A 22233-nucleotide genomic window follows, 5' to 3' on the forward strand; every position below is an offset into this window, starting at 1 on the left:
GCCGCAAACCGGGCAGGTTCGCTTCGTTCGGCTCCGCTACGCCTCACTTCACTTCACCTGCCCGCGGGTTAACTCTCTATACAGCTACTAATAAGCTATTTACACAAAGAAATAAACACTACCAATTTTCGCAGACAATTTACCTACTGCACCTTATACATCTTTCCCGGCAGGCTTGTTATTACATTCTGCAGTTCTAAATTTAATATAGCTGCCGCTATGGAACTGCTGCTTAAGTTGCTTCGAATATTCAGTTCATCAATATGCATGCTGTCCTTTTGTTTCAGCAGGTCAACAATTACTTTCTCCTCTTCACTTAATTCAATAAATAATTCCGCCTGTAATTTCTTACTGATCTTCTTTGGCTGCCAGCCAAGGATTTCCATTAGATCTTTTGCATCTGTAAACAAAGCAGCTTTATTGCTTTGAATAAGGTAATTGCAACCTGCACTTTTAATATCTGTTATACGGCCGGGCAAAGCAAACACATCCCGGTTATAATTGTTGGCCAGTTCAGCCGTGATCATGCTGCCGCCTTTTAATGCTGTTTCCATTACAATCGTAGCATCTGCCATGCCTGCAACGATCCTGTTGCGTTTTGGAAAATTATATTTATCTGGCTTTTCATTATGCCGGAACTCTGTAAGCAAACCGCCCTGTTCTATTATTTCCTTTGCCAGCGGCTTATGATGGCGCGGATAGATCGTTTGCAATCCGTGGGCAAGTACGGCAATGGTTTCGAGCTTATTTTGCAAGGCAGCTTTATGCGCGATGCTGTCAATGCCAAACGCAAGGCCGCTCACAATTAAAATATTCATGGCGGTTAAATCATTCACTAATTTTTCAGTGGCCTGCCTGCCGTAATCTGTATTATTTCTTGTGCCGATAATGTTTATAATACGGGAAGCATTTAAATTAGCATTACCGCGGTAATACAACAGTGTTGGTGAATCATAGCAGTTCAATAAACGCTGCGGGTAATTTTTATCTGTTATAAAAAGCGGCCGGATTTTATACTTCTCAATAAATTTTATTTCATCTTCAGCGAGGGAAAAATCTTCAAACGATTTAATATTGGCAGCGCTGATTAAACCTATATTTTCCAAAGCGCTTAACTCTTTTTTCTTCGCTTTAAAAATGCTTGCAGCATCACCATAAGTATCAATAAGTATTTTGGCCTGAACGCAACCAACATTAGGCACAAGGGTTAATGCAATTTGATATAAGAGATCATTATTCATAAGGCGCAGGGTAATGCATGCAAACAGGAATGAAAATAAATAATTATTGCTTCAAAATAAAAGATAAACCTTTAACCCAACAAAGCCCCGGTTATAACTTCTGCATAAAATGTGCAATCGTCGTTTTTTGCTGAAATACAAATAACCCATATTTATTGATGCCTTGCATTAAAACAAGCTGTACATAAGCCGGAATGTAAAGGCCCTTTACCTGTTTGGTGGCTGGGAATTTGAAAAGACCGGTTATATTCTCTGACACATCTACCGTTTAGTTAAATTATAAAAATGGCTTCCTGTTCAGAAGCCATTTTCTCGTTGTGTAAATTAATTGTATTAACATGAGTTCGGGGTAAGATAGTTAAGAGCGTCATTTCAACGTCAGGAGAAATCTCTTGAATATAACCTGCAAAAAATTTAAGAGACCTCTCCTGTCGTCGAGGTGACGGCTCACCTCCTTACTTTATAGTAATTACTCTCCAAGATTTATAGCAAACCTGTTGGCGGAGTTGCAAGTATTTTTTTGACAGGATGCTCCACAGGAGCAGCATCTTTGTAGAAAACAGAGATAAGCAATAATCACGACTCCTCCGGAGTCGCATATTGAAATTTCAGATAGTACTCCCCTGGAGTGCCTTTCATATAAATAATGATTCAGCTACAAAGATGATGCTTCTCCGAAGCAAAGGAGAAACTCCGACAACAGGTTTATAGTATATAAATTCTTATCCTGACTCACGTTGCATTACAGGTTTTTCTTAAAGAAAGGGATGATAACCGAAGCAGCTTCTTCTACATATTGTGGTACATCGTATAACTGCATGTGGTTGGCGCCGTTTACAATGTGGATGTTTTTGCTGGCGCTTGCCGCACGTTTGTAAATATCTTCACTCATCCATCTGCTGCCCGATTCACTGCCTACTACAATCTGCATGGGTTGTACCAAAAACGCTTCCGCAAGGTTGAATGCATCATAAGTCACCAGTTGCGTTAAGCTTCTTGAAAGCACATAGCTCGGAGCTGTTGAACACATGGCACGCGGTGTACGGTAGTATTCCCAGGCTTCTTCCATTTCACTGCTTGGTGCGTCTTCTTTCTTTTCAGGAGCAAAAGGAAGTTTTCCGCCCTCAGTACCCTGCGCTTCTTTGGCCCTGGCATCAGCACCCATCATTAACAATGGCATGGCAGCCGCATCTTTTACAGAGCCATCCCATCCATTGCGGTACATCGCTCCGATGTTTACAGTACTAATGCCGGCAACAGCTTTAATACGGTGGTCGTTGATACCGGCATTCATGGTATAACCACCTCCGGCACAAATTCCGGCCGCACCAATCCTGCTGGCATCCACATAAGGCAATGTGCTCAGGTAGTCTATCACTGCGCTGATGTCTTCCGTTCTGATATACGGGTTTTCCAGAAGACGTGGTTCTCCTGTGGTTTCTCCCTGGTAAGAGGCATCATAAGCGATAGCCACAAAACCCGCTGCTGCCAGCTTCGCAGCATAAATACTTGCTGTTTGCTCCTTAACGCCGCCACCCGGGTGCGTTACAACGATTGCCGGATATTTATTTGTTTCATCAAATCCTTCGGGAAAAAAGATAACGGCCACCATAGTGATATTACCGTTATTGCTGTTCCTGAAATTTACTTTTTGTTGTGACATAACTTATATGTTTTTAAAATTATTATTGACCCTGAGAAGACAAAATTATACCAGGCTGTTCCTTTAAAACATAGACAGATTACGGGAAGATGGATACTTTTTACTGATTGTAATTTTTAACAGAAGATACCGGGCAAATGCATTAAAATTTTAAAAGCATAAGAAAAGGCATAGCCTCGGAAAAATATTGTAAAAACGGGGGAATAATAAATATTCTATTATTAGTCATGATTGCCTTACACATTCTTAAAAACTTTTGGCGACATGCCTGTCTTTTTGCGAAAAAACCGGGCAAAGTAATTCGGATAATCAAACCCTAAGCTATAGGAGATTTCCGAAACAGATAGCGAAGTGTTTTTCAGTTTGTCTTTCGCTAATTGCAATACGAAATCCTGGATATGCTCAATAGGAGATTCTCCTGTAAAATGTTTCACCAGGTCTCCGAAATAGTTGGGCGACAAATTAGCTTTCTGCGCAAAATAAGCCACTGAAGGCATCCCGGAAACCCCATCCGCTTTGCCGTAATAGTCGCTAAGGTTAGCATAAAAATCCTCAACAACCTGGTGATATACGGCGCTTCTTGTATCAAACTGCCGATTGTAATATATCTGCGTGTATGACAATATTAATGCTATGTAAGAAACAATGACCTCTTTGGAATAATGCGGTTTCTGAAATTCATTGTATGCTTTTTTAAATAAATCCCACAACAATACTTCTTCCTCTTTTGTAAGATACAGCGCTTCGTGATTGTTGTAATGTACGAAATTATAATCCCTGGCAACCCTGTGTATGAGTTTCGGATCAGCCATAATTACATATCCTGCGTTGGGTTCATTAACGTCCCATGCCAAAGTGTTTTGGGGACAGTCCACGTACAGAAAAGAATTTGCCTGGTCTTCAAATTTCTGATCGATGATGAATTTCTTTTCCAGCGGCGGCTTGATCGCCATCAGGTAGAAATCTATATTTATCTTTTCGGATTTGCGTAATATATTCTTTTCATTTTCAAAATTGACGATATGAAGGTTTTCATTCTTTACCGGTGAAAACTTTGCATAACTCACAAATCCCTGTATGTTAAATATTTTCTTAACCATCTGATTTAATAACACGCAAAATTATATTTTAGAAACAGATGAAGATGGATACTTTTTACGTGTAAAAGGAAACTTTTTACGGATTGATAAATAGAATAATGCTGATGATCTCATTTATAAAAAATACAAAGCCTGCGAAACTTAAAGCCGCAGGCCTGCAAAACACCAAATAATATAGTTCTATTTCAATTCAAAAACCACGTTCACGTTATACTGTATCTTCATCTTCTTAAAATCAACATCCATTGGCGCTGCTTCTGTATCAGCAGCTTTCATCATCATATTAGCTGAATACACGGGTCTTGGATAAGTGCCATTTTCTGTAGGATCGTTAATGGTTAAGGCCTGGCCTACAGTATCCCCTAACGCTGCAGCAAGGTATATTGCTTTTTCTTTGGCAGCTTGTATGGCCTGTACCTTCAATGCTTTTTTAATAGAATCAAGATTGCTGTGCGATGTATGGCTTAAAGAAAAGTTTTGTGTTGCCTGGTCATCCAGTTTATCAACCAGTTTGTCCATATCATTCACGGATTTCACTTTCACTTCATACGTAACGCCGGCATTCATGTCAGGGTTTTTCTGTTTATTCTTTTTATACCACCAATAGTTGCCATCCCATCCTGAATAACCCTGTACAACAACATCTGTATCAGCAATACCCATACTTTTGGCTGCGTTTAAAAACTGGTTACGAATAGTTTCTATATCCACCTTTTCACCATTTTTCCTGGTGTATTCACGCAGTTCAACCTGAACGTAAATTTCATCAGGCGTTATTTCCAGTTCTGCAGTGCCGGTTACATTAATGGTTCGTTGTTTAATAGTGTTATCGCCTGTTTGTGCATGGGCAAATAATAAGAACAAACTTGCCAAGAGCGTTAAAAATGCTTTCTTCATAATGCTCAATTTAATTTATAGCATGATGAGTTTTTTTAAAATATTACACAGGCGCAAAATGCTATTAACAATGATTTAAGAACTCCTTAAGCTGTTTTGGAAATTAATACCTGCGAAGGCACAGGGGCGGTAATACCGTTTTCGGCAAATGCTTTCTGAATTTTTTCAAGCGTACCAAAATAAACATCCCAGTAATTTTCAACCGTTGCATAAGGGCGTATAGATAATTCATTAAAATACCCGCCCAGCTTTGAAACAAACACACCGGGCGCAGGGTCTTTTAATATTTTTTCATCATTATTCATTACTTCCAGCGCAACCGCCCTTACTTTATTCATATCATTATCGGCAGCCACATTTGTGCTAAGGTCAACACGTATGCTCCCGTGTTTGCTGTAGTTGGTAATAATACCATTCGATACCATTGCATTGGCAATAATGGTTGTTTTATTATCGGGCGTAAGCAATATGGTATTGAATATTTGTATTTCGTGCACAGTACCAATCTGGCCGTTACTTTCAATAAGGTCGCCTACTTTAAAAGGCTTGAACAGGAGTATTAAAACACCGCCTGCAAAATTTGCCAGTGAACCTTGCAAAGCCAGACCAACAGCTAAACCCAGGGCGCCGATCACTGCAACAAAACTGGTGGTTTCAATACCTATCATACCGGCTACACTTATCAGCAATAATATTTTTAAACCAATGCTGAGGAGGCTGATAAGAAATGATTGCAGCGATACATCAAAACCGCGCCGGACCATGAGTCTTCCCAGCAATCTTGTAATAATATTTGTAATCCATAAACCCACAATGAAAAAAAGAATGGCGCCCAGAATTTTTAAGCCATAGGTTGCAAAAAGCGATTGAATGTTCTCATACATTTTGGTAATGTTATCCATAATTAAAGTTTTAGGTGACTAAAATACACATAAATATCCTGCATAATATTTTTAAGGGCGCATTTCAAATTTTTGCTTCATACACAGCACTCCGGTCGGTGTCTCACCGACCGGTAGCGGGTTCTACAGGTGGGTCACCAACCACCTGCGAAAATTGAAATACACCCATTTTTAATTGGCAGATAATATCTTCATCTGGTGTAAGGGGGGGCAACTTGATGTGGGAATTCCACTTCTAGGTACAAAACATCCTGCAGCGGCAACTTATGCTTATCATAGCCTTGTTTTATAACTATGAAATTTGTTTCCTGCTCCTGCGCATAAGCAAAAGCGTTATTGCGCAGCAGGAAAAAATCTTTTAGCCGCAGCGCACATTTTTCAAAACGTTCTTTGCTTACTGGTTTTAATAAATAATCAAATATCTGCAGTTCATAACTGTCCAGCGCAAATTCAGGATGAGAGGTAATAAAAACAGGCGCAGGCACTTCACCGGCAAGGGTTTTAATCATATCCATACCGCTGATGCCGGGCATTTCAATATCTGCAAAAACTATTTCAGGTTTTAACCGGGTAATAAGTTCCAAAGCTTCTATGGCATTACTGCATGAGGCTGTTTTTTGTAAAAAAGGAAATGCTGAAGCCATTGCCTCAATATGTAACCGCTCCAGTTCTTCATCATCTACTATAATATATGTAAGATTACTGTACATGTACGAAGCAACTAATTTACAGCCTGAATGAATGCTGATTTCCTGCCAATAAAAATTTTATACTATTTCAGGTTGATGGCATAGTAAGACAATCGCTGATCCTTCTTCAGACACCTTATAAAACACTCAATACACAATTTCAATACGCAATGCTCAATTTGAAGAGGCTTTACATTGAAGATTGCGTATTGTTTTGTTGAATATTGAGTATTTTCTTAAATCAATGACATTGAATGCTCAATATTCAATCAATGTTGTTTAGTTAACCTTATTTTGACCTCACCCTAAATCCCTCCCGAATGGTCGGGACAAGTTCTCCAAAGGAGAGGGACTTTGTAAACAGTCCTTAACTAAACGGCATTGAATATTCAATGCTCAATATTCAATAAACATTTTTACAGGCTTACAACCTGAGCGTTGATTATAAATGGCTGCCGGCAATATCACCTGAAGAAAATATAAGCGATCATTATCGCTGCAATCACTCCTATAATATCTGCAAACAATCCGGCCCAAACCGCATAACGCACTTTTTTAATGCCGACACTGCCAAAGTACAGGGCAAGAATATAAAAGGTTGTATCAGTAGTGCCCTGAAAGGTGCAGGCTATTTTGCCAACAAAACTATCCGGCCCATACGTTTTCATGGCATCAATCATCATGCCTCTTGCACCGCTGCCGCTGAAAGGCCGCATTATGGCGGTGGGTAATGCAGGCACAAAATCAGTATTTAACCCTGAAGCATGCACCAGGTAACTTATTCCATCCACAATATAACCAAGCGCCCCGCTATCCCTGAAAACACGAATGGCAACTAACATACCTACGAGATAAGGAATAATTTTCAGCACTACATTAAACCCTTCTTTTGCACCATCAATAAAAGCATCAAAAACAGATACTTTTTTATAAGCGCCGCCTACAATAATAGCTACAATTATTATAAGCAAAATAAGATTGCCGCCGATGGCACTGAAAGTATTTTTAGCTTCAGGGCTCATGCGGTTCACGCCGGCCATCAAAAGCGTAACCAGTGTTATTAATCCAGTTATCCACGCAAGTAAAACAGCATCCCATTTTATCTTTTGTTTTATACCCACCACAATTATAGAAGCCAGTGTTGTAACTACTGTGCCCAGCACGCAGGGAATAAAAACGCTGGTGGCATCTGTTGAACCCACCGAAATTCTATAGGTAATAATTGAAAGTGGAATTAAAGTAAGCCCGCTTGTATGCAATACCAGAAACATTATCTGCGCATTGGAAGCCGTGCCCTTATTGGGGTTAAGGTCTTCGAGGCTTTGCATGGATTTTAAACCAAAAGGTGTGGCGGCATTATCAAGCCCGAGGATATTGGCGCTGAAATTCATTACCATCTCTCCCATTACAGGATGGCCATCCGGCACTTCGGGGAAAAGCCTTTTCATTAAAGGGTTTAATTTCCTTGCCAGCCAGTTAATGGCGCCTGCTTTCTCAGCAATATTCATCAGCCCCAAAAAGAAAACCATTGTTCCCATAAGAGAAAAGGCAACATCTGTTACAGAAGACTTGGCCGAATCGAAAATACCATCCACCAAAGTTTTAAAAATGGTAGTATCGCCATCAACAAAAAACTTAATTAATGCTATAATAAAAGCAATAACAAAGAATGCAATAAATACGATATTTAACGCCATGTTGCCCCCATCCCCCGAAGGGGAGTTTGGTAAGTCGCTAAAATAAAAGAAACATTTCATTAATTTCTATAATCTTACTTTTGCGCCGCTAAAAAATTTTTTAACTAAAAAATATTCCCTTCAGGGATCAAGGGCATGGCTTTACAGGCAGGTATTGTTGGGTTACCCAACGTTGGAAAATCAACTTTATTTAATGCATTGAGCAATGCAAAAGCACAGGCGGCAAACTTTCCGTTTTGTACCATAGAACCGAATGTGGGCGTTATTACCGTTCCGGATGAAAGATTATTTGAGCTGGAAAAGCTGGTAAGCCCGCAGCGTGTTGTACCGGCTACCGTTGAGATTGTTGACATTGCGGGTTTGGTAAAAGGCGCCAGCAAGGGCGAAGGCCTCGGCAACCAGTTTTTAGGAAATATAAGAAATACGGATGCGATCATTCATGTATTGCGTTGTTTTGATGACGATAATGTTATTCATGTTGACGGCAGCGTAAACCCGGTTCGTGATAAAGAGATTATTGATACCGAACTGCAACTGAAAGACCTTGAAAGTGTTGAGAAGAAAATTTCAAGGCTTGAAAAAGTTGCCCGCACCGATAAAGATGCAGCAGCCGGTTTGGAAATATTAAAAGCATTAAAACAGCATTTTGAGCAAGGGAAAAATGCCAGGGGTTTTAACGTGAATGAAAAAGACAGGGAGAAATATATTGATGATATTTTCCTGCTCACTATCAAGCCGGTGATCTATGTATGTAATGTTGACGAAAAATCTGTTATCACCGGCAATCAATACACAGAAGCAGTAAAGGAAGCGGTGAAAGATGAAAATGCAGAGATATTGTTTATAAGTGCTGCCATTGAAAGCGAGATTGCGGCTATGGACAGCTATGAAGACCGTAAAATGTTTTTGGAAGACCTGGGCCTGAAAGAAAGTGGTGTGGTACGGTTGATACGTTCCACTTATCATTTATTAAATCTTGCCACTTATTTTACTGCGGGTGTGCAGGAAGTACGTGCATGGACGATTCACAAAGGCATGTCTGCACCACAGGCTGCCGGTGTAATCCATACAGATTTTGAGAAGGGCTTTATTCGTGCAGAAGTTATAAAGTATGATGACTTCCTGAAATACAAAAGTGAAGCTGCCTGCCGCAGCGCCGGCAAGTTAGCTGTTCAGGGAAAAGATTACGTGGTGGAAGATGGCGATATCATGCATTTTCTGTTTAATGTGTAAGCTTCTAATCAAAAAAGCTGTTCACAAAGCTGCTCAACACCTTTGTGAACAGCTTTTTTATTCCGTTATTAACGCAGCTCCGGGTAACTACGCGGTCAGACGCTTTAAAGCGTCTGACCGGTACTAAACGCCCCGAACTGTCTTGTCCGCTTACATTTTGCGCCGTACTGTAAACTAATTATAACTTTGGTTTACATTGTGAATAACAAAACTAAATTCAATCATACCAATCGGAAAGTAAGTAAAGCAGCCTGAAGGTTATACAGGATTTACTCCTGATCACTTTTCCCTTAAGGAGTTACTGCGGCAAATCTCATTTAACTCAAGCTTCAATAAAGGAAACCAAAAACGTTGGCAACTGCCCACATTGTTGATGAGCAAATAGTTTCAGAAGACTGAGCACTGTGCAAATAATATATGCGGAAACGGTTTCATGCCATAGAGAAGTATATAAGCGTATCTGCTGTTGAATCAGTGCAAAAACGATGAATGATAAAATATTAATGCCTGTTTCATCTGTATTGCTTACTATTGAGCTTTAATACAATCAAATCCAAAAACATCCAAACATGATTCTTACAAAATGATTTTGGATATTTTAAAATGCTTGCATAATGAAAGAAAAGATTGACAAATCCGGCACATACAGGAAACATATAAACAATTGCAGTTTAAAACACGTCATTTTTTATAATAAAGCGGTTTAAATGAAACCGGGCATGATAATTTTTTCTCACACTAAGGGAATGTATATAGCGAGGTTCCCTGTCTGCCGAACAGGCAGGCATGAGACATCTGAAAAATAAATATGCACGAATGAAACACAATTTTATGCTGTGGCTGCTGTTAGCAGGCTTATCATGTCCTCATCGCATTTTTTCCCAGCAATTACCTGTTCCGGGCGTAGTTATTTGCCATGCCCCGGCGTCATTGAACAAATATATAGGTTCGCCCAGCTTAACGATATTGCCCGATGGGTCTTACGTGGCTGCTCACGATTTTTTTGGCCCCGGAAGTTTCGAATGGTCGCAGGCCGAGACCGAGGTATTTACATCTAAAGACAAAGGCCGCACCTGGAAAAAAATAAGCACGGTTAAAGGCGCTTTCTGGAGCTCTTTGTTTGTTCATAACGGGGTGCTGTATTTATTAGGGCCAGACCGTCATCACGGTACAGTAATGATCAGGAAATCATTGAACGGCGGCAGAACATGGACAACGCCCGTTAATAAAGAAAATGGCGTGCTGCTTACAGGTGAATTTCACTGTGCGCCAATGCCCGTAACAGAATACAAAGGCCGCCTGTGGCGCCCGATGGAAACCGCCCACGGGCCAATACTTGAATGGGGAAAGCGCTATGGGGCTATGGTGATGTCTGCGCCCGTTGATGCCGATTTATTGCAATCCCAATCATGGAGTACAACAACGGTAATGTACTATGACAGCACCTGCCTGAATGGAAATTTTGGAGGCTGGCTTGAAGGAAATTTTGTGGTAGATAAACAGGGCCAGATGTGGGATATGCTGCGGGTAGCGCCCCTAAAAGGACAGGCGGAAAATGCAGCCTTGGTTGCAATTTCTCCGGATGGCAAAACGCTAAGCTTTAATAAGCAAACCGGCTTTATTCCCTTTGAAGGAGGAAGCAAGAAATTTGTAATTAAGTATGACAGCATCAGCCGGTATTACTGGGCGCTCGTAAATGCAATACCCGAAAAGTATAAAAAGGAATATCCTGATCTTAATGCGGCTTCCTTCCGTAATGTTTTAGTACTGAGAAAATCTGAAGATTTGATCCACTGGCAGGATGTGAAAACGATATTAGAACATGATGATGTACAAAAATGCGGTTTTCAATATGTGGACTGGCTGTTTGAAGGCAATGATATTATCTTTTTGTCACGCACGGCATTCTTCGATGGAAAGGAAGATGCGCACAATAGCCATGATGCAAACTTTTTAACCTTTCACCGTATTCAAAATTTCAGAAGTTTGAAATAAAGCGCCGGTTCATGTTCAGTAATGTATCTGTAACAATAACATTCATAATCTCTGTTTCTATGATGTTAACCAATTGTGCCCCTGGTAATAAAAAATCAGGAAATGTAATTACGCAATTGACAAATTCAGCCGCCGGCCACACACTTCATCACAATGGCGTTTTCTCAAAAGACGGGCAATGGATTGTATTTGATGGAAGAAATGAAGAGACCAAAATTGGCGAGACTGCTGCAATCGGCATAATAAACGTAAAAACCAGGGAGGAAAAAATTATATACCGCATCTTACATCCCACATTGTACGGGCCGGGCGTGGGCGCAGCTTCATTCAGCCCTGTAGCCGACAGGGTAATTTTTATCCACGGTCTGGCAGGCGCCGGCAAGGAAAAACCATACGGCTTTACCCGCAGAACAGGTGTTGCTGTTGACATAAACAGGCCCTTTCAACCCATATACATGGATGCCCGCGATATTACCTACCCTTATACGCCCGGCTCTTTGCGCGGCGGCACGCATTCACATTGCTGGAGCCCCGACGGAAAAATGATCAGTTTTACTTATAATGATGAGCTTGTTAACCCCGATCTCAGGTCTGTAGGCGTACTGTTCAATTCAGGAAAGCCTGTAATTACAGATACGGCTTCCGGCAATAACAATGGTGAAATGTTTGCTGCCATTATAGCGCATATTGTAAAAGAGCCGAAACCCGGTTCCAATGAAATAAATAAAGCCTTTGATGAGTGTTGGGTTGGAACAAACGGTTATGTAAACAATAAAGGAAAACGCATTCCCCACGCGCTCGCTTTTCAGGGAAACACCATAAACAAAAAAGGGGAAACGGTTACCGAAATATTCGTCACAGACATTGATACTACAGCTATATTAAATGATCCGGCAGCGGTGGGCACACCAGGAGAATGGCCCCGGGTTCCTGCAGGGCTTACCCAAAGAAGGGTTACCTCAACGGTTAGAGGGCTGTCGCCTGTGAGGCATTGGCTCAGGTCATCCACGGATGGCCGGTATATTTATGCACTGGCCTCAGATGATAAAAACATCAGCCAGATTATCAGGTGCAATATCAATAGCGGAGAAATAACCTATTTAACGCAAATGCCTTTTCCGGTTGACCATCCTTTTAACTTAAATAAAGATGGCAGTAAGGTTGCCTTTATAGCCAATAACAATGTATATGTTTTAGATATGAATTCCAGTAAAATTGTGCAGTTAACTTTTAACCAGGCTTCCGGTTATAAGATAACAGGCGCGCCCTTATTTTCGCCGGACGGGAAAATGCTGGTATTTAATCAATACCAGTTGGTTGAAAACAAACAGTACCTCCAGATCATGTCAATAAATATAAATTGATCCAATGGCTTTATTTAAACAACAGGATTTACGGCAATTCAGGAGGCATTTCAATTTTCGACCCTTGCATAATTTTCTGCCCGGCGCTCCGCCGGCCTCAGCTGGTTTTGCCGGCAATTTTTTTGTTTCTTTACCCGATTATTATTGAAAGCATATTGAATTAAAAATGAGTGATCAAAACATAAACAACACGCCGGGCTTTCTTTTCCGGCAGGCTATGCAGAAAGAAAATCCCCTGCAGATTGTAGGCGCCATTAATGCCGGCCATGCCTTGCTGGCGCAGCAGGCAGGGTTTAATGCCATTTATCTTTCAGGGGGTGGCGTGGCCGCCGGTTCGCTGGGCATTCCCGACCTGGGCATTACCACGCTGGAAGATGTATTGACAGATGTTCTGCGCATTACCAATGTTTGCAGCCTGCCGCTTTTGGTGGATGTGGACACCGGCTTCGGCCCTTCAGCCTTTAATATCGCCCGCACTGTAAAATCATTGATTAAAGCAGGGGCTGCAGCCCTGCATATTGAAGACCAGGTAGGCGCCAAACGTTGCGGGCATCGCCCGGGAAAAGAAGTGGTAAGCAAAGCAGAAATGGCTGACAGGTTAAAAGCCGCGGCAGATGCGCGCACGGATGAAAATTTTGTAATAGGCGCCCGTACAGACGCCTTTGCCAATGAAGGCCTGGAAAAGACCCTGGAGCGGGCCGCCGCTTATAAAGAAGCCGGCGCGGATTTTATTTTTGCCGAGGCCGTTCCCGATTTGAGCTTTTACCAAAAATTTGTAGATGCTGCGGGCATTCCTGTATTGGCAAACATTACAGAATTTGGAATGATAAAAATGTACTCCGTTGATGAATTAAGAGAGGCCGGTGTGGGTTTGGTGCTTTACCCGCTTTCTGCTTTCAGGGCTGCTAACAAAGCCGCACGAAATGTGTATGAGCATATCCGTAAAGACGGCACGCAGAAAAATGTGCTGAACACCATGCAAACCAGGGAAGAACTGTATCAAAGCATTGGCTATTACGATTATGAACAGCAATTAGATAACCTCTTTAAAAAGAATAAAAATGTCCAATAATAACGAAGGCGTTTTTAAGCCAAAGAAAAGCGTAGCGCTATCAGGCGTTGCCGCCGGCAATACGGCGCTGTGCAGCGTTGGAAAAAGCGGGAACGACCTGCACTACCGGGGCTACGATATTCTCGACCTGGCCGAAAAAGCGCAGTTTGAAGAAGTGGCATATCTCCTCATTTATGGGGCCTTGCCCACGCAGCCGGAATTAAATGCTTATAAGGCCAGGCTGCAATCCTTAAGGGGGCTTCCGCAGGCGCTGAAAAATGTTTTAAAGCATATCCCCTCCGCAGCCCATCCAATGGATGTACTGCGCACGGTAACCTCGGTACTGGGAACAGTTCATCCCGAAAAAGAAGATCATCCTGTGGCCGGTGCAAGAGCCATTGCAGATAAGCTGCTGGCTTCCTTCAGCTCCGCCTTATTATACTGGTATCATTACACCCACAACGGAAAAGAGATTGAGGTAGAAACAGATGATGATACCGTCGGCGGCCATTTTCTGCATTTATTGCACGGCAAAAAGCCGGCTGCATCCTGGGTAAGAGCCATGCAGGTTTCGCTGAACCTGTATGCAGAGCATGAGTTCAATGCATCCACCTTCACCGGTCGCGTTATTGCCGGTACAGGCTCGGATATGTATTCAGCCGTTACCGGCGCTATAGGAGCATTAAGAGGCCCGAAGCACGGGGGCGCCAATGAAGTGGCTTTTGATATACAAAGCCGGTATCATTCGCCGGATGAAGCAGAGGCAGATATTCTCAAACGATTAGCGAATAAAGAAGTGATTATCGGTTTCGGGCATCCTGTTTATACGATTTCTGATCCCAGAAATGCCGTGATCAAAAAAATAGCCAGAGAGCTTTCTGAAGAAGCCGGCGATATGCTGCTGTTTGATATTGCCGGCCGACTGGAAACTGTTATGTGGCGGGAGAAGAAAATGTTCCCTAACCTGGATTGGTTTTCTGCCGTTTCATATCACCTGATGGGCGTGCCTACCCAACTGTTTACGCCTTTATTTGTTATTTCCAGGGTTACGGGGTGGAGCGCACATATTATGGAACAAAGACAGGATGGCAAGATCATTCGCCCGAGTGCGAACTATATCGGCCCGGAAAACAAAGCGTTTGTTCCAATAGAAGAAAGAAGATAATAATGGCACACTTACGGCGATGTGTGAGTTGCATGTCACCCTATTTGACACAACGTTTCAGTTTGAAACTTACCAAGACCTTGCCAACGCTACCCCACGCAATTTTTAGCACATGGCAAGGCACGCAAACCCCGACACAAAGCCAATCTTTCCAAGAGCTAAAAATGCCAACGGACAATCCAACCACACCGGCTGACGGAATTCTATTGGGCTTAACGTCAACAAACACAATTTACTGTCTTTTGTTTGAAAACAAACATTTGACACTTTTTTCAATTTGCTGTCTTTCGTTTGAAATTTTTCTATCTTTGTAGCCAAAGTAAATAAAGCGGTAGCGAAAGACATTATCACAGAGCGGCTTCGGCAACGTTTCAGGCAAAGGAAATCCTTTTCCAGAAAAGAACTTTATGCCTTTTATACAGAGTTCAAGCCCGATTTAAAAGAAACAACTTTCAGGTGGATAATATACAACCTGAAAGAAAAGCAAATTATTACTTCCATTTCAAAGGAACTCTTTACGCTTTCTTTTAAGCCTGTTTTCAAGCCTGACATTGACAAAGCAACAAAAAAGATTTATGCAAGCGTTGAGAAACAATTTTCAACGCTGAAATCTTGTGTATGGACAACGCAATTTGTTAGTGAATTTATGCTTCACCTTCCTGCAAAACATATCACCATTTTGCAAGTAGAAAAAGAAGCATTGGAACCTGTTTATGATTTTTTGAAAGAGCAAAAATTGGGCGACAGTTTTATTCAGCCCGAAGAAAAGGAAATTGAACGATACATTTACAAAAGTGAAAAGGCAATCGTTTTGCTTCCGTTGGTTTCAAAGTCGCCCATTCAGAAAATAAATAACATAGCAACCACAACACTTGAAAAATTGATTGTTGATTTATATTCCGATAAAAAAATATTTGCAGCATTTCAAGGGAGTGAATTGATCCACATTGTCAATAATGCTTACAGTCGCTATGCGATTGATTTTACAAAGTTGTTTCACTATGCCAAACGAAGAAGAAAAGATATTGAGTTGCGACAATTTTTTGCAGATAAAACAGACATACCTGAAAATATATTGAATGATTGACCTGAAAACACTTTCAGCAGATTGGATTGCTGAAAAAAGAAAGAAATACAGCAAAGACCCCAACTTAATGGAAAGTGTGATTTATGCTTTGTATTTGTTGGAGCAATTACAATTAAGTGGTTTGGAATTTGTTTTCAAAGGTGGAACAAGTTTGATTTTGCTAATGAAAGAGCCTAAACGTTTTTCGGTGGACATTGATATTATCGTTAATCCGAAAATTGGGAAAGAAGAATTGGAAAGATACCTTTCAAAGATTGAAGAAACAAGTGTATTTACCAGAATGAAATTAGACGAAAGGCGAAGCTATCAGGGCGATATTCCGAAAGCACATTACAAGTTTTTCTACAACTCAAATTTTGCTAACAAAAACCAGGAAGGACAAGTAATTTCAAATCCTGAAAGAGAAATTTTGTTAGATATTCTGTTTGCAGAAAATCATTATCCAACATTGGTTGAAATTCCGTTGGAAACGGAATGGCTTTTACAAAATGACGAACGAATTATTGTTACAACACCCGACATCAATTCAATTTTAGGCGACAAACTCACGGCATTTGCACCCAACACAACAGGCGTTCCTTACAACGTAGAAAAGGAAAAAGAAATTTTGAAACAACTGTTTGACATTGGCAATTTGTTTGACTTACTGACGGACATAAATGTTCTCAAAAAATCGTTTTTGGAAACAGCAAAAGGCGAAATTGCATACCGGCCTGAACGAAAAATTGAATTGGTTGAGCAGGTGCTTCGGGATACTATTGATACAGCTTTGCTCATTGCAAAGAAAGACATCTTAAAGACCGAAGGTGAAAAAGTAAAGTTTGCTGAAATCAACACAGGCATTAACCAATTCCGACACTTTGTGTTTGTTGGGAAGTTTGAAATTTTAGAAGCACAGGTTGCAGCAGCAAAAGCCGCTTACCTGGCTGCCATTATCCTGACAGACCATAACAACGAACTAAATAAATTCAACGAAACAATTCCTTTAACGGATTATTTGATAACCAACACCGACTACAATTTTCTGAACAAACGACTGAAATTTGTGGCAAAAGGCGAAGCGCTTTTTTATTGGTTTCAGACAATCAAACTACTGAAAAATGAATAAAGCCAACGCACAACCCGCAACAGACAGACATTGAACAGCAGACAAAGAGGGCATCCGCGGCCGAAGCGCTAACAAAGTACATTATCAACTATCAATTATCTATTATAATGAGCTCACACATTTTCAATGAAAGGCCGCAACCAGACCAGGTACTGGTGGATATTGCGGATTATGTATTAAACTATGAAATAAAAAATGAACAGGCCTGGCAAACAGCGCACTATTGCCTTTTAGACACATTGGGCTGCGGGTTTGAAGCGCTCACCTACCCTGCCTGCACCAAGCTTTTGGGGCCGGTAATAAAAGGAACGCTTGTTCCGCACGGCGCTAAAGTGCCGGGAACACAGTTCCAGTTAGACCCCATTCAGGCGGCGTTTAATATTGGCACCATGATTCGCTGGTTAGACTTTAATGATACCTGGCTGGCAGCCGAATGGGGACATCCGTCAGATAATTTGGGCGGTATTCTGGCAACGGCCGATTGGCTTTCAAGAACCAATATTGCCGAAGGCAAAGCGCCTTTGAAAATGAAACAGGTTTTGGAAGCAATGATAAAAGCGCATGAAATACAGGGTGTGCTGGCATTGGAAAACTCGTTCAATAAAGTGGGCTTAGACCATGTGCTGTTAGTAAAACTTGCTTCAACCGCTGTGGTTGGTAAACTAATTGGTTTAACCCGCGATGAGCTTATTAATGCCATTTCATTGGTATTTGTGGACGGCCAGTCTTTAAGAACGTATCGCCACGCGCCAAATACGGGAAGCCGCAAGTCCTGGGCGGCAGGCGATGCCACTTCCAGAGCCGTTCGTTTGGCGCTGATAGCTAAAACGGGAGAAATGGGTTACCCATCTGTATTAACTGCCAGAACCTGGGGCTTCTACGATGTTTCTTTCAAAGGAAATACATTTAAATTCCAGCGGGATTATGGTTCGTATGTGATGGAGAACGTACTATTCAAGATTTCTTTCCCTGCCGAATTTCATTCCCAGACTGCGGTGGAAGCAGCTATGGCCTTATATGGCAAACTGAAAGAATGGAACAAAACAACGGACGACATTAAAAAGGTTACCATTCGCACACACGAAGCGGCCATCCGCATCATTGATAAAAAAGGGCCGCTGTACAATCCTGCTGACCGCGACCATTGTATCCAGTATATGATCGCCGTTCCATTAATCTATGGAAGGCTCACGGCTGCGGATTATGAAGACAGGGTAGCTGCCGATGCGCGCATTGATATACTTCGTGATAAGATGGAATGCGTGGAAGACATTCAATTCACCAAAGATTACCACGACCCTGAAAAACGTTCCATTGCCAATGCATTAACGGTGGAGCTGAACGATGGAACCGTTTTGGATGAAGTGGTGGTGGAATATCCTATCGGCCACAAACGCAGAAGAGAGGAAGGCATTCCCGAACTGATTAAGAAATACCAAATAAACCTGGCCAGGATATTTCCTGAAAAACAGCAAAAAGAGATTCTGGAAATTTCATTGGATTATAACAAGCTCGCAGGTACGCCCGTGTATGAATTTGTGGACAGCATGATTATATAAAAACAAAAGATGCGTATGGCAAAGCGTACGCTTATCCGGCAGCGCCGGTTTTTTCATTAACACTATCCAATGGATTATAAACGGCTCTTTCACTTCCAGGAGGCGCTTTTGAATATATCTGAACAATATGGCTGTTTGTGGCTGTTATTCCGCCTGCTTATTTTATTAACATCCGTGCATAATAATATATCTTATTTTACAAATTCTTGTTTTATTTCACCTCCAGTTATGGCTTTATTAAGGGCAGGGCTAAAATGTGCCGGGCGCCAGCATACCCCGGCACATTTTCAGTCTGTACCCTTGCCATGTAGTTCCTCGCCATGCCGTTAACCCGGTAAATTATTGGAGCAAAAAGGTATTACACAACTAAGCCGGGCGCTGATTAAATCATGCTTTGCATAAAGCATAGCCGGAAAATTGTTCCATCAGGTTTCCGCATGCCTTTGCCGGTATGGCGATATCTTATTAAGTGAACGCTATTCTTAAAATAAAACATTTGTATTATGGGACTATTCGATAAAAGAATTAATTACAAGCCTTTTGAATATCCTGAAGTTTTGCAATACACGGAGGCGATCAATAAATCTTTCTGGGTACACTCCGAGATTGATTTTACGGCAGATGTTCAGGATTTTCACGCTCATTTAACGGCTGGGGAGCAAAACGCTATAAAAAACAGCCTGCTTTCCATTGCCCAGGTGGAAGTAGCTGTAAAGTCATTCTGGGGAAACCTCTATCATCATTTTCCCAAACCCGAGATAAATGGGCTGGGCGCTACTTTTGCAGAATGCGAGTTCAGGCATTCGGAAGCTTATTCCCGCCTGCTGGAAGTGCTGGGTTACAACAACGAGTTTGGGGCCCTGCTGCAAGTACCTGTAATAAGGGAACGCATTGAATACCTGTCCACAGCCTTGCAGCATACAAAATCTGCAGATAAAAAAGAATATGTTTTTTCGCTTATCCTTTTCAGCTTATTGATTGAGAACGTGAGCCTGTTCAGCCAGTTTGCAGTTATCCTGGCCTTTACCCGGTTTAAAGGGCTGATGAAAAACGTAAGCAATATTATCGCCTGGACTTCTGTGGATGAACAAATACATGCAAACGCAGGCATTTTCCTGGTTAATAAACTGAAAGAAGAATACCCGGAAATATTTACCGGAAATATGATAAGCATGGTAAGGGATATAGTGGATCAATCCATATATACCGAAGTGCGGATAATTGACTGGATTTTCAGCGCCGGCGAATTAGACATTATCCGCAAATACGACCTCGTGAATTTTATGAAGAAGCGGGCAGATGACAGCCTCACCCGCATTGGTTTGCAACCTCTGTTTAACGTGAGCACTGCGCAGATAGCCCCCATGACCTGGTTTGAGGAAGAAGTTTTCTCCAACAGCCTGGACGATTTTTTTGCCAAACGCCCCGTAGAATATACCAAGTTTGACAAAAGCATATCTGCAAATGATTTATTTTAAATAATAGTTTATACATTTTTACGATCTGATCATCCTTTAAATTTCCGTTAATGACAACACTCTTTGAATCAATTGAAGCGCCTGCCGCCCAATTACCGGATATAGCCGGCAAATATGAACAGGAAAAGCTCTGGTGGAAAAATGAAGAAAGCGAACAAATACTTAACCGTGGTTACCTGTTGAAAGGCGAAACGGTAGATGGCGCTATAGAACGGATTTGTACGGCCGCCGCCCAGCGATTATATAAACCGGAATTAAAAGAGGCTTTCCGGGAAATGATAGAACGCGGATGGATGAGCCTCAGTTCGCCCATCTGGGCTAATATGGGCACGGAGCGCGGGCTGCCCATATCCTGCTTTAATGTGCATGTGCCCGATAACATTGAGGGCATTACCCATAAACTGGGCGAAGTGATCATGCAAACCAAGCTGGGCGGTGGCACCTCGGCTTATTTTGGCGCCTTGCGCGAAAGAGGCAGCGCCGTTACAGACAATGGCAAAAGCAGCGGGGCGGTAAGCTTTATGCGGTTATTCGACACAGCTATGGACACCGTTTCGCAGGGAGGCGTGCGCCGGGGCGCTTTTGCAGCTTACCTTGATATTGACCATGGCGATATAGAGGAATTTCTCTCCATTAAGGACATTGGCCACGCCATACAAAACCTTTTTTATGGCGTGTGCGTGCCGGACTATTGGATGAACGATATGATTGAAGGCGATCAGAAAAAAAGAGAATTATGGGCCAAGGTTTTGGAAAGCCGCCAGCAAAAAGGCCTGCCCTATATATTTTTCACGGATAATGTAAACAGGAATAAGCCCCAGGTGTATAAAGATGCCGACCTAAGCATTAATGCCAGCAACCTTTGTTCAGAAATCATGCTGCCTTCCACCGAAGACGAATCGTTCATCTGCTGCCTTTCTTCCATGAACCTGGAGCTGTATGATGAATGGAAAGACACGAACGCTGTAAAGCTGGCCATTTTCTTTCTGGATGCCGTATTGCAGGAATTCATTGCAAAAACAGAAGGCAACCACTATCTTAAATCGGCAAACCTTTTTGCAAAACGGCACCGGGCCCTCGGGCTGGGCGTGCTGGGCTGGCATTCTTATCTCCAAAAAAACATGATCCCGTTCGAAGGGCTAAAGGCCAAGCAATTAACGGCTGTCATATTCAAAGATATTCAGGCTAAAGCCACAAAGGCCAGTAAAGACCTGGCATGGATATATGGGGAGCCTGAACTGCTGAAAGGATATGGCCTCAGAAATACTACCCTGCTGGCAATAGCCCCTACCACTTCCTCTTCTGCTATACTTGGCCAAACTTCGCCCGGCATTGAGCCGTATAGCAGCAATTATTATAAAGCAGGTTTGTCCAAGGGAAATTTTATCCGCAAGAATAAATACCTGAAGGAAGTGCTTATAAAAAAAGGCATTGACAATGAAGATACCTGGCGCAATATCATGCTGAATCATGGAAGCGTTCAGCACCTTAAAGAATTGTCAGCCGAAGAAAAAGAAGTTTTTAAAACATTTAAGGAAATCAGCCAGCTCGAAATAATCCAACAGGCATCTATCCGCCAGCAATATATTGACCAGTCTCAAAGCCTTAACCTGAACATACCGGCAGACCTGCCCGTGAAAGATGTAAACAGGTTGCTGATAGAAGCCTGGAAGCTGGGGGTAAAGACACTGTATTATCAGCGGAGCCAGAGCGTTTCAAAAGAAATGATAACCGGTATAGTGAGCTGCAAAAGCTGCGAAGCATAAACAGCCGGCATATTGCCCCAATCTGTGAAGTGCGAGGCGGCAAAACGTGCTGTAAGGATTTTAGGAAAAGAGGCTGCGCCCGGGCGCAGCCTCTTTTTAATGTGTATCATTCAATGTCATTAACTTAAGGCAGGTAAATCTTCGAAATATTCAATATTCAATTTCGCGAAGATTTACAACTGAACATTCCTGCCCGACTGATTCAGTCAGGCGGGGATTATTGGGTATTGAATATTGA

General features: G+C 41.9%; 17 protein-coding genes. 10 read left to right on the plus strand and 7 right to left on the minus strand.

Annotated elements, in window-relative coordinates:
- Positions 1 to 143: 143 nt before the first annotated feature.
- The 7 genes from dprA to QM629_RS11170 form a co-directional block, all read right to left on the minus strand.
- On the minus strand, positions 144 to 1241 hold the full coding sequence (gene dprA / locus QM629_RS11140; protein ID WP_415159946.1) for a DNA-processing protein DprA: 1098 nt from the start codon (positions 1239 to 1241) through the stop codon (positions 144 to 146).
- Between the two features lie 742 nt (positions 1242 to 1983).
- Positions 1984 to 2904 carry an alpha/beta hydrolase gene (locus tag QM629_RS11145; RefSeq protein ID WP_415159947.1) on the minus strand — a complete coding sequence of 307 codons (921 nt, stop codon included), beginning with the start codon at positions 2902 to 2904 and terminating at the stop codon, positions 1984 to 1986.
- 236 nt (positions 2905 to 3140) lie between these two features.
- Entirely contained in the window at positions 3141 to 4004 is an 864-nt protein-coding gene (locus QM629_RS11150) for a helix-turn-helix domain-containing protein (protein WP_415159948.1), read from the minus strand.
- A 180-nt stretch (positions 4005 to 4184) separates the two neighbouring features.
- Positions 4185 to 4901, minus strand: coding sequence for an SIMPL domain-containing protein (locus QM629_RS11155; protein WP_415159949.1), 717 nt, complete (start codon positions 4899 to 4901; stop codon positions 4185 to 4187).
- An 86-nt stretch (positions 4902 to 4987) separates the two neighbouring features.
- Positions 4988 to 5803 carry a mechanosensitive ion channel family protein gene (locus QM629_RS11160; RefSeq protein WP_415159950.1) on the minus strand — a complete coding sequence of 272 codons (816 nt, stop codon included), beginning with the start codon at positions 5801 to 5803 and terminating at the stop codon, positions 4988 to 4990.
- A gap of 191 nt (positions 5804 to 5994) precedes the next feature.
- The gene (locus QM629_RS11165; protein WP_415159951.1) at positions 5995 to 6513 is read right to left on the minus strand and encodes a LytR/AlgR family response regulator transcription factor; all 519 of its coding nucleotides are present in this window, start codon (positions 6511 to 6513) and stop codon (positions 5995 to 5997) included.
- 443 nt (positions 6514 to 6956) lie between these two features.
- The gene (locus tag QM629_RS11170; RefSeq protein ID WP_415159952.1) at positions 6957 to 8249 is read right to left on the minus strand and encodes a nucleoside recognition domain-containing protein; all 1293 of its coding nucleotides are present in this window, start codon (positions 8247 to 8249) and stop codon (positions 6957 to 6959) included.
- Positions 8250 to 8324: 75 nt separating this feature from the next.
- On the opposite strand from QM629_RS11170, the gene ychF reads away from it, so the two are divergent.
- The 10 genes from ychF to QM629_RS11220 all read left to right on the plus strand — a co-directional run bounded on the left by ychF (position 8325) and on the right by QM629_RS11220 (position 21995).
- Positions 8325 to 9422, plus strand: coding sequence for a redox-regulated ATPase YchF (gene ychF, locus QM629_RS11175; RefSeq protein WP_415159953.1), 1098 nt, complete (start codon positions 8325 to 8327; stop codon positions 9420 to 9422).
- 816 nt (positions 9423 to 10238) lie between these two features.
- Positions 10239 to 11417, plus strand: coding sequence for a sialidase family protein (locus QM629_RS11180; protein ID WP_415159954.1), 1179 nt, complete (start codon positions 10239 to 10241; stop codon positions 11415 to 11417).
- Between the two features lie 116 nt (positions 11418 to 11533).
- Complete coding sequence (locus QM629_RS11185) at positions 11534 to 12781, plus strand: DUF3748 domain-containing protein (protein WP_415159955.1); 1248 nt, start codon at positions 11534 to 11536, stop codon at positions 12779 to 12781.
- A gap of 166 nt (positions 12782 to 12947) precedes the next feature.
- Positions 12948 to 13853, plus strand: a complete 906-nt coding sequence (gene prpB, locus QM629_RS11190) for a methylisocitrate lyase (RefSeq protein WP_415159956.1) — start codon at positions 12948 to 12950, stop codon at positions 13851 to 13853.
- Positions 13843 to 14997, plus strand: a complete 1155-nt coding sequence (prpC, locus tag QM629_RS11195; RefSeq protein WP_415159957.1) for a 2-methylcitrate synthase — start codon at positions 13843 to 13845, stop codon at positions 14995 to 14997. The genes prpB and prpC overlap by 11 nt, the downstream gene beginning before the upstream one ends.
- Before the next feature lie 460 nt (positions 14998 to 15457).
- Entirely contained in the window at positions 15458 to 16084 is a 627-nt protein-coding gene (locus QM629_RS11200; RefSeq protein ID WP_415159962.1) for a DUF6577 family protein, read from the plus strand.
- Positions 16077 to 17192, plus strand: a complete 1116-nt coding sequence (locus QM629_RS11205; protein ID WP_415159958.1) for a nucleotidyl transferase AbiEii/AbiGii toxin family protein — start codon at positions 16077 to 16079, stop codon at positions 17190 to 17192. The genes QM629_RS11200 and QM629_RS11205 overlap by 8 nt, the downstream gene beginning before the upstream one ends.
- A gap of 107 nt (positions 17193 to 17299) precedes the next feature.
- On the plus strand, positions 17300 to 18751 hold the full coding sequence (locus tag QM629_RS11210; protein ID WP_415159959.1) for a bifunctional 2-methylcitrate dehydratase/aconitate hydratase: 1452 nt from the start codon (positions 17300 to 17302) through the stop codon (positions 18749 to 18751).
- Positions 18752 to 19254: 503 nt separating this feature from the next.
- Positions 19255 to 20229: a ribonucleotide-diphosphate reductase subunit beta gene (locus tag QM629_RS11215; protein ID WP_415159960.1), complete on the plus strand. Its 975-nt coding sequence runs from the start codon at positions 19255 to 19257 to the stop codon at positions 20227 to 20229.
- 50 nt (positions 20230 to 20279) lie between these two features.
- Positions 20280 to 21995 (plus strand): ribonucleoside-diphosphate reductase subunit alpha, encoded by a 1716-nt coding sequence (locus QM629_RS11220; RefSeq protein ID WP_415159961.1) that lies wholly within the window; start codon positions 20280 to 20282, stop codon positions 21993 to 21995.
- The last annotated feature ends 238 nt before the right edge of the window (positions 21996 to 22233 follow it).

Source organism: Parafilimonas sp. (assembly GCF_047606085.1).
GTDB lineage: Bacteria > Bacteroidota > Bacteroidia > Chitinophagales > Chitinophagaceae > Parafilimonas.